Origin of the sequence: Methylocystis sp. IM3 (assembly GCF_038070105.1) — a bacterium.
GTDB lineage: Bacteria > Pseudomonadota > Alphaproteobacteria > Rhizobiales > Beijerinckiaceae > Methylocystis.
Map to the genome: position 1 here is coordinate 2028185 of NZ_JBBPBZ010000002.1, position 13680 is coordinate 2041864.

The 13680-nt window shown below is 65.4% G+C and carries 19 protein-coding genes; 9 read left to right on the top strand and 10 right to left on the bottom strand.

All coding sequences use genetic code 11. From position 1 onward, the window contains the following. Positions 1–62 precede the first annotated feature (62 nt). From WOC76_RS11800 to WOC76_RS11810, 3 genes are all read right to left on the bottom strand, one after another. Entirely contained in the window at positions 63–602 is a 540-nt protein-coding gene (locus tag WOC76_RS11800; RefSeq protein ID WP_341106689.1) for a hypothetical protein, read from the bottom strand. After that, positions 599–1057, bottom strand: a complete 459-nt coding sequence (locus WOC76_RS11805) for a peptidoglycan-binding domain-containing protein (RefSeq protein ID WP_341106687.1) — start codon at positions 1055–1057, stop codon at positions 599–601. Before WOC76_RS11805 ends, WOC76_RS11800 begins: the two co-directional genes overlap by 4 nt. Before the next feature lie 184 nt (positions 1058–1241). Next, positions 1242–1706, bottom strand: coding sequence for an Hsp20 family protein (locus WOC76_RS11810; protein WP_341106685.1), 465 nt, complete (start codon positions 1704–1706; stop codon positions 1242–1244). Between the two features lie 179 nt (positions 1707–1885). Here WOC76_RS11810 and WOC76_RS11815 point away from each other — a divergent pair, with 179 nt between their 5' ends. Both WOC76_RS11815 and WOC76_RS11820 read left to right on the top strand, forming a co-directional pair. Further along, positions 1886–2452 carry a TlpA family protein disulfide reductase gene (locus WOC76_RS11815; protein ID WP_341106683.1) on the top strand — a complete coding sequence of 189 codons (567 nt, stop codon included), beginning with the start codon at positions 1886–1888 and terminating at the stop codon, positions 2450–2452. Between the two features lie 81 nt (positions 2453–2533). Then, positions 2534–3475 (top strand): alpha/beta hydrolase, encoded by a 942-nt coding sequence (locus WOC76_RS11820; RefSeq protein ID WP_341106681.1) that lies wholly within the window; start codon positions 2534–2536, stop codon positions 3473–3475. 46 nt (positions 3476–3521) lie between these two features. On the opposite strand, the gene hisN is transcribed toward WOC76_RS11820, so the two are convergent. After that, the gene (gene hisN, locus WOC76_RS11825) at positions 3522–4325 is read right to left on the bottom strand and encodes a histidinol-phosphatase (protein WP_341106679.1); all 804 of its coding nucleotides are present in this window, start codon (positions 4323–4325) and stop codon (positions 3522–3524) included. A 28-nt stretch (positions 4326–4353) separates the two neighbouring features. Next, positions 4354–5274 (bottom strand): N-formylglutamate amidohydrolase, encoded by a 921-nt coding sequence (locus WOC76_RS11830; RefSeq protein WP_341106678.1) that lies wholly within the window; start codon positions 5272–5274, stop codon positions 4354–4356. A gap of 206 nt (positions 5275–5480) precedes the next feature. Here WOC76_RS11830 and cpdR point away from each other — a divergent pair, with 206 nt between their 5' ends. Together cpdR and rpmE are read left to right on the top strand one after the other, a co-directional pair. Further along, the gene (gene cpdR / locus WOC76_RS11835; RefSeq protein ID WP_341108785.1) at positions 5481–5843 is read left to right on the top strand and encodes a cell cycle two-component system response regulator CpdR; all 363 of its coding nucleotides are present in this window, start codon (positions 5481–5483) and stop codon (positions 5841–5843) included. 142 nt (positions 5844–5985) lie between these two features. Beyond that, positions 5986–6216, top strand: a complete 231-nt coding sequence (gene rpmE / locus WOC76_RS11840) for a 50S ribosomal protein L31 (RefSeq protein WP_341106677.1) — start codon at positions 5986–5988, stop codon at positions 6214–6216. A 137-nt stretch (positions 6217–6353) separates the two neighbouring features. Here the strand turns inward: rpmE and rcdA are convergent, their stop codons facing one another. After that, positions 6354–6890, bottom strand: coding sequence for a protease adaptor protein RcdA (rcdA, locus tag WOC76_RS11845; RefSeq protein WP_341106676.1), 537 nt, complete (start codon positions 6888–6890; stop codon positions 6354–6356). Between the two features lie 292 nt (positions 6891–7182). After that, positions 7183–7434: a hypothetical protein gene (locus WOC76_RS11850; RefSeq protein WP_341106674.1), complete on the bottom strand. Its 252-nt coding sequence runs from the start codon at positions 7432–7434 to the stop codon at positions 7183–7185. Positions 7435–7579: 145 nt separating this feature from the next. Here WOC76_RS11850 and WOC76_RS11855 point away from each other — a divergent pair, with 145 nt between their 5' ends. From WOC76_RS11855 to WOC76_RS11865, 3 genes are all read left to right on the top strand, one after another. Then, positions 7580–8371 carry an inositol monophosphatase family protein gene (locus WOC76_RS11855; RefSeq protein ID WP_341106672.1) on the top strand — a complete coding sequence of 264 codons (792 nt, stop codon included), beginning with the start codon at positions 7580–7582 and terminating at the stop codon, positions 8369–8371. 97 nt (positions 8372–8468) lie between these two features. Beyond that, positions 8469–8882: a GNAT family N-acetyltransferase gene (locus WOC76_RS11860; protein WP_341106671.1), complete on the top strand. Its 414-nt coding sequence runs from the start codon at positions 8469–8471 to the stop codon at positions 8880–8882. Positions 8883–9057: 175 nt separating this feature from the next. Then, positions 9058–9270, top strand: coding sequence for a cold-shock protein (locus tag WOC76_RS11865; protein WP_341106670.1), 213 nt, complete (start codon positions 9058–9060; stop codon positions 9268–9270). 32 nt (positions 9271–9302) lie between these two features. Here WOC76_RS11865 and pyk read toward each other — a convergent pair whose 3' ends face one another. Beyond that, positions 9303–10754: a pyruvate kinase gene (gene pyk / locus WOC76_RS11870; RefSeq protein ID WP_341106669.1), complete on the bottom strand. Its 1452-nt coding sequence runs from the start codon at positions 10752–10754 to the stop codon at positions 9303–9305. 49 nt (positions 10755–10803) lie between these two features. Then, entirely contained in the window at positions 10804–11223 is a 420-nt protein-coding gene (locus WOC76_RS11875; RefSeq protein ID WP_341106668.1) for a DUF1036 domain-containing protein, read from the bottom strand. A 190-nt stretch (positions 11224–11413) separates the two neighbouring features. Between WOC76_RS11875 and WOC76_RS11880 the strand changes: the two genes are divergently transcribed. Further along, the gene (locus WOC76_RS11880; RefSeq protein ID WP_341106666.1) at positions 11414–11998 is read left to right on the top strand and encodes an NAD(P)H-dependent oxidoreductase; all 585 of its coding nucleotides are present in this window, start codon (positions 11414–11416) and stop codon (positions 11996–11998) included. Between the two features lie 5 nt (positions 11999–12003). Here the strand turns inward: WOC76_RS11880 and hemB are convergent, their stop codons facing one another. Then, positions 12004–13020: a porphobilinogen synthase gene (gene hemB, locus WOC76_RS11885; RefSeq protein ID WP_341106664.1), complete on the bottom strand. Its 1017-nt coding sequence runs from the start codon at positions 13018–13020 to the stop codon at positions 12004–12006. A gap of 111 nt (positions 13021–13131) precedes the next feature. Between hemB and WOC76_RS11890 the strand changes: the two genes are divergently transcribed. After that, on the top strand, positions 13132–13659 hold the full coding sequence (locus tag WOC76_RS11890; RefSeq protein WP_341431425.1) for a hypothetical protein: 528 nt from the start codon (positions 13132–13134) through the stop codon (positions 13657–13659). The last annotated feature ends 21 nt before the right edge of the window (positions 13660–13680 follow it).

The following is a 13680-nucleotide window of genomic DNA, read 5'->3' on the forward strand; positions in this document are numbered from 1 at the left end:
TTATGCCCGCATGACAAGCAACCGCCCTGCAAGAAGGGGGAATTTCATCCCTTCCGGGCGGTTCAACGCGCTGCGGAGTCGATCAGCGCCCGCGCCTTTTCATTGCTCGTCGTCGCGCCGAGAAGCCTGGGCTTCCCGTTCTCGAGCAGAAAGGCGAGCAAAGCCGACGCGGGCTCGGTCGAGCCGGGAATTTGATACTCGACCCGGACGATGAAGCCACGCACCGCCTTCCGGCGATCGAGGCGCCATTCCATCATCCCCTGCTCGCTGACGGTGGGGAATTCGCCCAGCTTGAATTCTCCGACCATTTCCCGCTGGAGTGGCGCGCGAACGCCCCCGCGCTCCAGAACCAGCCAGCTTCGCGGATCCTGATCGACAATGTAGACCGTGAAGCCACCCTGCCCTGGGCAACGGACGACGCCTTCGCGGTCGCTACGCCGAATCGTCCTGTCCGGCAGGCCGAGGCTCTCGACCGTCTGGCACTTCTTCAATGACGAGTAGAGCGACGAAAACGGCGCGCTCGAGCCGAAGGCCGCTCCCGGCATGGCCAGGCAGGCCATGACCGGAAGGACGGCGAGAAGTAGCAGCGCCGTCGCCCTCAAAGCCGGTCCCAGGTCTTGCGGTCGACCACGCCGGTGACGTCCAGCCCGCTCGCGGACTGGAACGCCATGACGGCCGCGAGCGTGTCGCGCCCGAACACGCCGTCGACGACAAGATCCTCACCGCCCGCATTGAGCTTCCTCTGCAACTCGGCGACGCGGGCGCCCCGATCGCCCAGCGTCAGCCGCTCGTCGGCCGCATGGGAGGTCTCGGGCAGGATATCTGCGTGCCACGACATCAGCAGTTGCTTGCTGATCTCGAAATGCATGCCGGGGAAGGGGCCGACGCTTTCCGTGATGATATGCGGCGCGAGACCCGGATTGGTCACGGGCTGGCAAGACGAACTGTAGCGGGAGCGCGGGTTGCCGAGAATACTCAGCGCCAGGCGATTGGATACGCCGTCGAGACCGGCGTTGACGCCTTGAGGAATGGGGATCCGATCTATCAATCTGGACATCAATTCTCTCCGCGTGAAAACCTAAAACAAAATGAATTTCGCCTAGTGAAATACGACGTTTTGAGAAAAGCAAGGCTTCCGGCTCGCGAAACGCGGCAGGCGCGGAGAGAAAAGAAACCGGCGCTTCTCGTAAAAGAGGCGCCCGGTTGGGGCGCCTCGCTGTTTGCGCGCTCTCTTTTGGAGATTACGCGGCCTTGGACTCCACGACCTGCGCGGTCGCGGCGACGCCGCCGATTTCGATGCGGCGCGGCTTCTGGGCCTCGGGGATCTCGCGAACGAGGTCGACATGCAGCAAACCGTTGACGAGGCTTGCGCCCGTGACAACGACATGGTCCGCCAGCTGGAAGCGACGCTCGAAGGCGCGGGCCGCGATGCCCTGATGCAGCATCTCACGGCCCTCGGCGGGGCCGCTCTGCTCCTTGGAGCCCTTGATCGAGAGGGTGTTCTCGCGGGTCTCGATCGTCAGCTCGCCGCGAGAGAAGCCCGCGACCGCGAGCGTGACGCGGTAGGCGTTCTCGCCCGTCCGTTCGATATTGTAGGGCGGATAGGTCGAGGCGCTGTCGACGCCGCCGGCCTGATCGAGAAGATTGAAGAGACGATCGAAGCCCACCGTCTGACGATAGAGGGGCGAAAGATCGAAGTGACGCATGACATATCCTCCTCATGAAGCGACATGCGGCGCGCTGCGTAACGCGCCGCGCCTGATCGCGCGTCCATTGCGGCCCGCGCTGATCCCGATTTGGGAATTGAGGGCGCGAAGTTCAAGGGCTATGCAGATCGCGGGCTTCCGGCTAACCCCTGCGCATGAATGCAACCGGGAATGACGCCATGTTTCGAATAGCCGGCCTCGCGCTCTTGATCGCCTTCACGCCCACGCTGGCGCGCTCGGAAATCATCGGCATGCAGGTCGAGCGCGCGGTCAGCGAAGAGGAGATGAAGGCGTCGCTGCGCTCGGTGGAGCTCGTGGACGAGAAAGGCGCGCCGCTCGATCTCTCCGCTTTGATGGCGAGCGGCAAGCCAACGCTCGTCTCGCTCTGGGCGCACTGGTGTCCGAACTGCCTCGCCGAAGTCCAGGGCTACAAGGCGCTGGCCAAGGCCTGTCCGCAGCGGTGGAACGTCGTCTTCGTCTCCGCGCGCGCCAGCGATTATCCAAAAGATCTGGCCAAGTTCAAAAGCTACGGCCTGCCATGGAAATTCTACCGCGTGGGCGACGCGGCGCGGACCGATCGCGCGAAGGCGGAGGCCGCGCGCGCCTTTTATGGCGAGACGTCGGAGGGCGGCGTCGTGACGCCAATGCATTACTTCATCGACAGCCGCGGCGTGGTTGAAGCGATCGTCGCGGGCAAGATGGATTTCTCGCAGCCCGACAGGCTCGCGGCCTTCTGCGGGCGCTGAGCCGCCCCGCCGTTCGGCCCCTGGAGGAAAATGCACTATCCTTGCGCCGAGAGAATCGGGCTCGAGCGCCACGGAGAAGACATGCGCGAACTGGTCGCGACGCCAGACAATCCCATCCCCGAGGGCGCCGTCGTCCATCACCTGCGCACACAGGACGGCCGACGCCTGCGGGCGGCGACCTTCCCCTGCCCCACGAAGCCGCGCGGCACGGTCGCGGTGTTCCAGGGGCACAATGAATTCATCGAGAAATATTTCGAAACCATCGAGGCGCTGCGTCAGCGCGGTTTCGACGTGGTCGCGCTCGACTGGCGCGGACAGGCGGGCTCGGAACGTGAACTGGAAGACCCGCGCAAGGGCCATATCGACGACTTTTCGCAGTATCAGCGCGACCTCGAGGTCTTCTGCGCGGAGGTCCTGCGCCCGCGACCGCAGCCGTGGTTCGCGCTCGCCCATTCCATGGGCGCGGCCATCATGCTCGACATGGCGCACGAAACCCGGCCGCCTTTCGAGCGGATGGCGCTCACCGCGCCGATGATCGACCTCCACAGTCTGCGCTTTCCGCGCGGAGCGCGCTGGCTCGCCGACACGCTCGACATGCTCGGCCTCGGCGGCTGGTACATCCCCTTCGGCAAGGGCCGATCCTTCCTGGAAGGGCCGTTCGAAGGCAACAAGCTCACGACCGATCCGGTGCGCTTCGCCCGCAACGCCCGCATCGTCGAGGCCGCGCCGCGCCTTGTCATCGGCGATCCGACGATCGGCTGGGTCAACGCCGCCTTCCGCCTGATGAAGCGTTTCGAGGCGCCGGAATATGCGCGCCACATCCGCACGCCGATCCTGAGCTTCTCCGTCGGGCGCGAGCAGATCGTGTCGAATCCCGCGATCGAACGCTTCGCGCAAAATCTAAACAACGGCGCGCTCATCCAAATCCCCGGGGCGAAGCACGAGCTACTCATGGAGCGCGACGACTATCGCGCCCAGTTCTGGCGCGCCTTCGACGCCTTCATTCCGGGGAGCGGGACGTAGCCCGCCGCTGGGAGAGCGAAGCGAAGAAGCGAGCGGGTGACGCGCCCTACCCCGCGAGCAGCTTCACCGCCGCCTCGTGTAGCGCCCGATCTCCCGCCGCGACGATGGCGCCGCCATCCGAGGGGTCGCCGCCGTCCCAGGTGGTGACGACGCCGCCCGCGCCTTCGACGATCGGGATCAGCGCAAAAATATCGTATTTGTTGATGCCGGATTCGATCACGAGATCGACATGGCCGGCTGCGAGCGCGCAATAGGCGTAGCAGTCTCCTCCATAGCGCGACAGCCGGACTTTCTCTTCGACGCGGTGGAAGGCGTCGCGTCGCTCGGGCTCGATCAACAACGGCGAAGTCGTCATCAGGGTCGCCTGCGCCAGCCGGGGGCAAGGCCGCGTGACCAGCTTGCGACGCTCCTCGCCGCCCCTGCCGTGACGCGCCGGCCCGCGCCAGAAGGCGGCCTCGCCGTCGCCATGGAAACGCTCGCGCGTGAAGGGCTGGTTCATCATCCCGTAACAGGGCCGGCCGTGATGCGAGAGACCGATCAGCGTGCCCCAGGTCGGAAAGCCGGAGATGAAGCTTTTCGTGCCGTCGATGGGGTCGAGCACCCAGACATATTCGGCCTGTTCGTCGCGGGCGGCGAATTCCTCGCCGATGATTCCATGGCTCGGAAAGGTGCGTTCGATCAGGCGGCGCATGGCGAGCTCCGCCGCGCGATCGGCCTCGGTCACCGGATCGAAGGCGCCGCCATGCGCCTTGTCGTCTGCGGCGATGGCGGTGCGAAAAAAGGGCAGGATGGCGTCGCCCGAAACCTCGGCCAGCTCCTCGACGAATTTTTCGAAATCGACGACGGTCATTCCTGCTCCAGCGCCGGAAAGCCGCTGATTATTCGGCGGCCATCCGGCGTGGGCCGCCAAAGATCCTGTCAGAGTCCTGAGCCAGGCCCGCGGCCACCTCGGCGAGGTCGGCGGCGATCGCCGCGAAGCGCGGACCCTTCTCCAGTGTCGCTTCGTCCATGTAAAGACCGCGTGAAACTTCGATCTGAATCGCGTGCCATCCGGCCGCCGGGCGCCCGAAATGCTCGGTGATGAACCCGCCCGCATAGGGCCTGTTGCGCTGAATCTGGTGGCCGCGCGCGCGCAGCCGCTCCTCGACTCCCTCGACCAGCCCCGGCGCCGCGCTCGCCCCATAGCGATCGCCAATGACGAAATCGAGACGGCGCTTGTCGCCGCGCCCGGCGAGCGACGGCTCGCGCGCGCTGCTCGACGGCATGGAGTGGCAATCGACCAGAATGGCGACGCCGAACCGCTCCTGCGCGCGCTCCATCAGGCCGCGCAGCATGGCGTGATAGGGCTTGTAGAGCGCCTCGATCCGCCTCAGCGCCTCGTCGATGGGGATGCGCCCCGCGTAGATTTCCCGCGCGTCCGCCACCACGCGGGGGATGGTTCCGAGCCCGGCGGCGACGCGCAGCGACCGCGTATTGGCGAATTCCGGCAGCCGGCCCTCGAAAAGCTTCGGATCGAGTTCATAGGGCTCGCGATTGAGATCGAGATAGGCGCGCGGGAAATGCGCGCGCAACAGGGGCGCGCCGACCTCCCCGGCCGAGGCGAACAATTCGTCGACATAGGCGTCTTCGGAGCGGCGCAACGCAGCCGCGTCGAGACGCGCCGCCGCGAGGAACCGCGCGGGATAGACCCGGCCCGAATGCGGCGATGAGAAGACGAGCGGCGATGTGAGCTCGCGCGGCTCGAGCACCTCGGACGGGGGGTCAAAGTCACCCTCGATTGGCGCGCCGTTTTCCTGCATGCGTCCCCGATCAATACCCCTTGCCTGCCGCTCCGCCCTGTCCGCGCGGGCCCCGGAGGGACGGCCACGCCGGGGCTTTGCAAGCCTTGCGCATATTCCGTTATGTAATGGCCCAAGTTAACTTGGCGCGGCGCAAGTTTCACCTGATATTTACGAAGCTGCGGCCTTATGGGTAAAAAAGGACGAGAACGGCGATGAACGAACGGATGACGGCGAAGATCCTGCTGGCGGAAGACGACAATGACATGCGTCGCTTCCTGGTCAAGGCTTTGCAGCAGGCCGGCTTTTCCGTAACGTCCTTTGACAACGGCCTGTCGGCCTACGACCAGCTGCGCGTCGAACCCTTCGAGCTGCTGCTGACCGACATCGTCATGCCGGAGATGGACGGGATAGAGCTGGCGCGCCGCGCCACCGAGCTCGATCCCGATATAAAGGTGATGTTCATCACCGGCTTCGCCGCCGTCGCGCTCAATCCCGACAACCAGGCGCCGCGGCAGGCCAAGATTCTCTCCAAACCCTTCCATCTGCGCGACCTCGTGAGCGAGGTTCAGCGCATGCTCGCCGCCTGAGCCCGCGGCGAAGCCGGTCGGCCTTGCCGAATGGGAAGCATTGCGCTATGAGCGCAGCCAAATCGTCAATTCGGCTGGCCGCCCCGCGCCAAAAGGCGTCACGGGGTTGTGGCCGTTCAGGATCGCAGGAAGGACGCGTTCGATGAAAAAGGATATCCATCCCGACTATCACACGATCAAGATCGTGATGACCGACGGCTCCGAGTATCTGACGCGCTCGACCTGGGGCAAGGACGGGGACACGATGAACCTCGACATCGACCCCAAGACGCATCCGGCCTGGACCGGCGGCTCGACCCAGTTGCTCGACCGCGGCGGCCGTCTGTCGCGCTTCAATTCACGCTTCGGCGGCCTGAGCTTCGGCAAGAAGTAAGCGGTAGAACGCTCGAACCTGATGCAGAAATGCCCGGCCTTGCGCCGGGCATTTCTGATTCTGGCGATGCGAACGGTCGAAAGCCCCTCCCTCTGGGGGGAGTTCTATGACGGCGATCCGCCGCCTCGCCCCTTGCCTTATTGCGTAAAGGCGTCCCGGAGCCGCGCCAGCTGCTCCTGAACGGGGCTCGCCGCCGGCGCCAGCTGCGCCGTGGCCGCTTCGGGACCCGTATAGATCAGCTGATCCAGATGAATGATTCGCGCCTGGAGACGCAGCGAATGCAGCGCAAGCTCGCGCAGACGCTGCGGCAGGCGCTGGAACACCTCTGGCGAGGAAGCCAGTTCCTGATGCTGGAGCTTGACCCGATGGCGATCGCTCGCCGCCTGCGTCCGCGTCAGTTCGCCCTGGTTGACGGCGCGCTGAAGCAGGAGCCAGGACGCGACCTGCATCAGCCGGGTGGTCAGGCGCATGCTCTCGGCCGCATAAGCCAGCGCCTCGGCGCGCGGCAGAGCCTTGGCGTCCCCGCGACCGGCGCCGTCGAGATAGGCGGCCGCCTCCTCGACGAGGCCCATGCCTTCCTTGAACATTGCGCCGAAGGCCTCGGAGCCCGCGAGTTTCTCTACAAAGGAAACGGGTTGGCTCTGCTCGCCCCGATTATCACTGACACGACCCATGCCACGCTCACGCTTGCTGCCGGGGCTGACGCCCCCCGAACTCGATAGAGGGGACATTAGCGCACGTCGGCCGGGCGCGCTTCATTAGCTCTCTTTTAACCTTAACCGCGGAAGGGTTTTGAACACAAAAAAAGAGCCGCAAACGCGGCTCTCGAGGCGTGACAGGGAGGCATCAAGGACGAGTGGAGAAGAAGAGCCACTCGGGACATACGCTGTAATATCGCCAAGTTAGGACTGGTTGGTTAAAGAATCGTTAACGCCCTGCCCGGCATGCGCCAGACAAAAAGCCGCCTCAGACCTTCGGCTGAAAGGCGGCAACCGAACCGCTTGCCGGAAGCCTCTCGGGGCGAGGGAGTTGGGATAGTCCGAGACAGAGCAGAACGAGGAGCGCCGTGCGGATCAGTTGCCCGCCATCGACGCGACAGAACCTCGGACGGGCCGGCGCGGGACGCTGGGCCTGGATCTTTTCCCGCGCGCGCACGGGATTTTGAGGAGCGGACGGCCTTACCGCCGCCGCGCGATAGCCGAGCTCGATATGCGCCATGACTGGCTCTCCGAAACCGATATTGCCAAGTTTCGACTCGATTGCTTAATTTTGGATTAACCATGCGAAGCCCCGGCGCTGCTTGACGCGCGGGCGGTCGGGATGCATTTGAACGCCTCCCCCCTTCTCCCGAGGCCTTTCCCAAATGATTCGTTCCGCGTTGATGAATGTGATGACCGCCGCCGCGATCAAGGCGGGCCGCGGCCTCAAGCGTGACTTCGGGGAGGTCGAGAATCTTCAGGTCTCGGTCAAAGGCCCCGGCGATTTCGTCACCGCCGCCGACAAGCGCGCCGAGAAGACGCTGTTCGAGGAGTTATCCAAGGCGCGGCCTGGCTACAGCTTCCGGCTCGAGGAAAGCGGCTTTATAGAGGGGTCGGACAAGAGCCACACTTGGCATATCGACCCGCTCGACGGCACCTCGAACTTCCTGCACGGCTTGCCGGTCTTTGGCGTCTCCATTGCGCTGGAGCGGGAGGGACAGCTTGTCGCCGGCCTCGTCTATAATCCTGCGACCGACGAGATGTTCGTCGCGGAAAAAGGCCAGGGCGCCTATTTCAACAACCGTCGCATGCGCGTCGCCGCCCGCCGCTCGCTGGCAGAATCGATGGTGGCCTGCGGCATCCCGCCGCTCGCGCGCGTCCGCGATCATGAGTCCTTCAAGCGCGAGCTGGCCGCCGGCATGGCGAAGATCGGCAATATCCGCCGCATGGGCGCCGCCGCCCTGGACCTCGCCTTCGTCGCCTGCGGGCGCTTCGACGGCTATTGGGAGCGTGGGATCAACAGCTGGGACGTCGCGGCGGGCGTCGTGCTGGTGCGCGAGGCCGGCGGCTTCGTCACCGATCTTTCCGGCGGCGGCGACATGCTCGCCAAGGGCGAGATCTGCGCGGGCAACGAGGCAATCCACCGCCTGCTTCTCGACGTCATAAGGAAGGCCTGAGGACGTGACTGCCGTCGAGTTTGACCCTGAGTCACCCCTCCCCGGCCCGGCTTCCCCCCCTCTCCTGCGCAGGCGCGCAGACGCCGACTGGCCCGCCATGCTGGATCTCTGGGTCGCCGCATGGCGCGCAACCTATCCTGAGATTGATTTCGACGCGCGCCGTGACTGGCTGACGCAGCAAATCGCCAAGCTCGAAGCGGAGGGCGCGCTCACGCTTTGCCTCTTCGCCGGCGACCCGCCCGCGCTGGCGGGCTTCGTTGTCATCGATCCGCGGACGGGCTGGCTCGACCAGATCTGCGTCGGACCGGCGTTCAAGGGGCTGGGCTGCGGCGAAAGGCTCATGGCCGCCGCGCGCGCCCTCGCGCCCGGCCTCGTGCGGCTCGACGTCAACGCCGACAACAAGCGCGCCATCCGCTTCTACGAACGCGGGGGTTTCACCCAGATCGGCCAAGGGGCCAACACGCTTTCGGGGCGCGCAACAATAATGATGGAGTGGCGAGAGCCGAAATAATCGCACGTCCCGCTTTATTTTTTCGACCAAAACACCATATTGGCGGAATCGGGTTTTGGCCGAAACGTTCTCGCTCTCTCGTCTCGGGACGTCGGCGCCTGACTTTCAACCTCAATCTCGATGGGAAGACGCCGCGCCCTGCGGCCGTCCGTTCATGTCTCGAAAGGACACGCCAATGCAGACTGGCGCAGTTAAATGGTTCAATGCACAAAAAGGCTTCGGCTTCATTCAGCCTGACGCCGGCGGAAACGACGTTTTCGTCCACATCAGCGCCGTCGAGCGCGCGGGCCTGCGCGATCTGGCCGAGGGCCAGAAGGTCAGCTACGAGATCGTCGTCGACAAGCGCAGCGGCCGGTCATCCGCCGACAATCTCCAGGTCAAAAGCTGATAGGAACGGGGCCGCCAAACGGCCCCTTTCTTTTAGGGCGCTTCGCCTGCCGGCTGGTGCGTCTCTTCGCCTACATGGGCGATACGAATCATGTTGGTCGCGCCCGGCGAACCGAAGGGCATGCCAGCGACAATGATGATCCGGTCCCCGTCATCGCCGAAGCCTTCGCTCTTCGAATATTCTGAAGCGCGCTTCACCATGTCCTCGATATCGACGGCGTCGCGCGTCTCGAGCGCATGAACGCCCCAGACGAGGGCCAGACGGCGCGCCGTGTCGCGCTTTGGCGTCAGTGCGAGAATCGGGGACTGCGGGCGCTCGCGGGCGATGCGCAGCGCGGTCGAACCGGAAGACGTCCAGGCGCAAATCGCCTTGCAGTGCAGCGTCTGCGCCACGTCGCGCGCGGCGACGGCAATGGCGTCGGCCGAGGTCGGATCGGGCAATTCGCCGCGCTGGGCGTTGATGATCGAGCGGAAGAAGGCGTCGGTCTCGACCTCTTCCGCAATCCGGCTCATCGTCGCGACGGCCTCCTGCGGATATTGCCCGGCGGCGCTCTCCGCCGAGAGCATGACGGCGTCGGCGCCCTCGAAGACTGCGGTGGCCACATCCGAGACTTCCGCGCGCGTCGGTAGCGGCGAGAGGATCATCGACTCGAGCATCTGCGTCGCGATCACGACCGGCTTGCCGAGTCGCCGCGCCGAACGGTTGATGCGCTTCTGTAGGCCCGGGACGCGTTCGAGCGGCACCTCGACGCCGAGATCGCCGCGCGCCACCATCAGCGCGTCGGAGACTTCGATCACTTCTTCGAGACGGTGAATCGCCTGAGGCTTCTCGATCTTCGCCATCACGAGGGCGCGGCCCTTGGTGATCTGCTTGACCTCGATGACATCCTCGGGACGCTGCACGAAGGAGATCGCCACCCAGTCGACGCCCTCCTTGAGCGCCGCTTCCAGATCGGCGCGGTCCTTCGTCGTCATGGAGGTGATCGGGATTTCCGTATCCGGCAGGCTCACGCCCTTGCGGTTCGAGAGTCGGCCCGCGACGTCGACGACCGCATGAGCGCGCTCGGGCGTCGTCTCGACGACATGCAGGCGCACGCGTCCGTCGTCGATGAGAATGGTGTCGCCGACTTTCAACGCCGCGAGAATCTCCGGATGCGGCAGCCGCACGCGCGTCACGTCGCCGGGCCTGGGGTCCGAATCGAAAACGAAGACATCGCCCTTGCGCAGATGGACCGAGCCTTCCTCGAAGGCGCCGATGCGCAGCTTGGGCCCCTGAAGATCGACGAGAATGCCGATGGCGCGCGACATCTCCGTCTCGATCTCGCGGATCGTGCGGACATAAGCGGCGAGCCCCGCATGGTCCGTGTGGCTCATGTTGATGCGGAACACGTCGGCGCCCGCGCGCACGAGCCCGGCGATGACCGCCTTGTCGACTGTCGCCGGTCCCAGCGTGGCGATAATCTTGACGCGCCTGAGCCTTCTCATGTCCGTTCCCAAATCCTTTGCCTGGCGCCGCTATAGCACGGCGCATGTGTCAATGCGTCGACGCGTTGGGGTCGGTAAGCTGCACCGTCCAGCTCTTTGCGTCGCGGCCCGTGTCGATCTCGAAGAACCCGGTCCTGTCATAGCCGCGCGCGAAGCAGTCGTCGCGTCCCTCGATCCTGAACTCGCGGTCGCGCGTGCACATGAAAGCCTTGCCTTTCCACTCGCCGCCGCGCTCGTCCATCGCATAGACATAGTAGAATTGCGCGGCGAGCGGCCCGCGCAGCAGCGTCTCGCAGGCCGTTGGCCGCAGGTTCCACCACCCTTCCGAGAGCCAGCTTTTTCCGTCCGTATAAGCGATGGCGACGCTCACGCGCGTGCTCGTGTTGTTGCACAGACGAAAATCGGCGCGCGCTGGCGCCGTCAGGGCCAGCCCCGTCGCAATGGCGGGAAGGAGAAGGCGTCGAATCATCGTCAGCAGCGGGAACCGGGAAGGACATTGGCCGCGGCCCCGAAGCGCCGCCGCTATGGGCAAGGCAAACCACGTGAGGCCGTGTTTGTCCACCCCGACCGCGCCGAAAGCCGACCATAAGGCCGCCCGGTTGCACTGTTTCGCCTCCGGCTCCAGTTTAAGGCAAGGAAAGCGTGTGGAGGCATGGGACATGGGCAAGCGCATCGCGATCATTCAGGGACATCCCGACCGGCGGCCGGAGCGGTTTTGTCGGGCGCTGGCGCAAGCCTATGCGGCCGGCGCCGCCCGGAGCGGCCACGAGACGCGCCTCGTCGATGTCGCGGCTCTCGACTTCCCCCTGATCCGCAGCCAGGCCGAATTCGAAAGCGGCGCGCTCCCTGAGCCGATCGCCGCGGCGCAGGAGACTTTGCGCTGGGCCGAGCATTGGGTGATCGTCTATCCGCTCTGGCTCGGGGACGCGCCGGCGCTTTTCAAAGCTTTCGCCGAGCAGACCTTCCGGCCCGGATTTGCGCTTCGCTACAGGGAAGGACGCCTGCCCGAGGGGCTTCTCAAGGGAAGATCGGCGCGCGTCATCGTGACGATGGGCATGCCTGCGCTCGTTTACCGCTTCTTCTTCCTCGCGCATGGTCTGCGCAATCTCGAGCGCAACATCCTCAAATATGCGGGCGTCTCGCCCGTGCGCGCCACGCTGATCGGGTCGATCAAGAACATGACGTCCGCGACGGCGGAAAAATGGCTTGCCGCCGTCGAAGACCTGGGAGGCCGGGCGAGCTGACGCGCCTATCCCCGCGCGCACAGCAGCGCCGCCGCGCGGGGCGCGAAATAGGTCAGCACGCCCGAGGCCCCGGCGCGTTTGAAGGCGAGAAGGCTCTCCATCATCGCGCGTTCCTCGTCGAGCCAGCCGTTGCGCGCGGCCGCCATGATCATCGCATATTCGCCGGAGACCTGATAGGCGAAGGTCGGCGCATGGAACGTCTCGGCGACGCGGCGAACGATATCGAGATAGGGCATGCCGGGCTTCACCATCACCATGTCGGCGCCCTGCTCCAGATCGAGCGCGACCTCGCGCAGCGCCTCGTCGGTGTTGGCCGGGTCCATCTGATAGGTGCGCTTGTCGCCGCGCAGCGTCTTGTTGGTGCCGATGGCGTCGCGAAACGGCCCATAGAAGGCCGAGGCGTATTTCGCCGCATAGCTCATGATCTGCACGTTCTGGAAGCCTGCGGCGTCCAGGGCCGCGCGGATCGCGCCGACGCGCCCGTCCATCATGTCGGAGGGCGCGATGATATCGGAACCGGCGCGCGCCTGTGTGATCGCCTGCTGCGTGAGAACCGCAACCGTCTCGTCATTGAGAATTTCGTCGCCCTGCAAAAGCCCGTCATGGCCGTGGCTCGTGTAAGGATCGAGCGCCACATCGGTGATGACGCCAATTTCGGGGGCCGCCGCCTTGATGGCGCGGCAGGCGCGGCAGACCAGATTTTCGGGATCGAGCGCCGCGCTCGCCGTTTCGTCGCGCAGTTTCGGATCGGTATTGGGAAAGAGCGCCACAGCCGGAACGCCGAGCGCGGCGGCCTCGGCGATCGCTTCCGTCGCCAGATCGACGGACAGGCGGAAGACGCCCGGCATGGAGCCGACGGCTTCGCGGCGTCCCTCGCCGTCGGTCAGAAACACCGGCCAGATCAGATCCGAGACGTCGAGCGCGGTCTCGCGCACCAGACGGCGAGACCAGTCGCTCTTGCGATTGCGGCGCGGACGCTGGATAAGCGTGAGCCGCGTCGATGAAGTCTCCGTGTCCGTCATTGTCGCCTCCTTTTTTCGAGGAGGCTTATCACGCGTTTATCCAGCTTTCGACTCCGGCGCGCGGCCTCGGTATAAACAGGCGTCCGCTCCGCTCGCGGAAGGAATGAGAAGATGGTCGCCGCGGGCGTATGCTCTCCCCTCGCCATGATCGCCGCAGCTATGCTGGCGAGCTTCTGCGCCATGGAACTCGCGACGCCGGCTCTCGCCCAGCCGGTCCGAAATGCGCCTGCGCGCACCGCGGCGCCATTGATGCTCGCGCAATCGGCGACGCCGCCCGCTTCCGCGACGAAGCCATCGGCCCCCGCGCAGCACGGCAAGCCGACCTCGAAAAATGCAGAGGGAGGCGTCACGAAGCCAAAAGCGCCAGGCGTGCAGAATGCGCCGGCCCAGAGTCCCGCCCTCCCGGCGCCGCCTCCGCCGGCAAGGCTCGCGCCTTTGCCGCCGGTCGATACATCGACGCCGCCGCCGCTGTTGCCGCGCGCGTCACGGGAGCGCATGCGCGCCTGCGCCGAGGAGTGGGATCAAATGAAGCGTCGCGGGATCGCCGGCCTGCCGACATGGCGCGAATTCGCGTCGCAATGCCTCACGCGCCAGACCAGCCGCGAGGAGGAACGTTCTTCGCGAAAGACCGCCCCGTAAAACAAATCCGCCCGAGGCGCG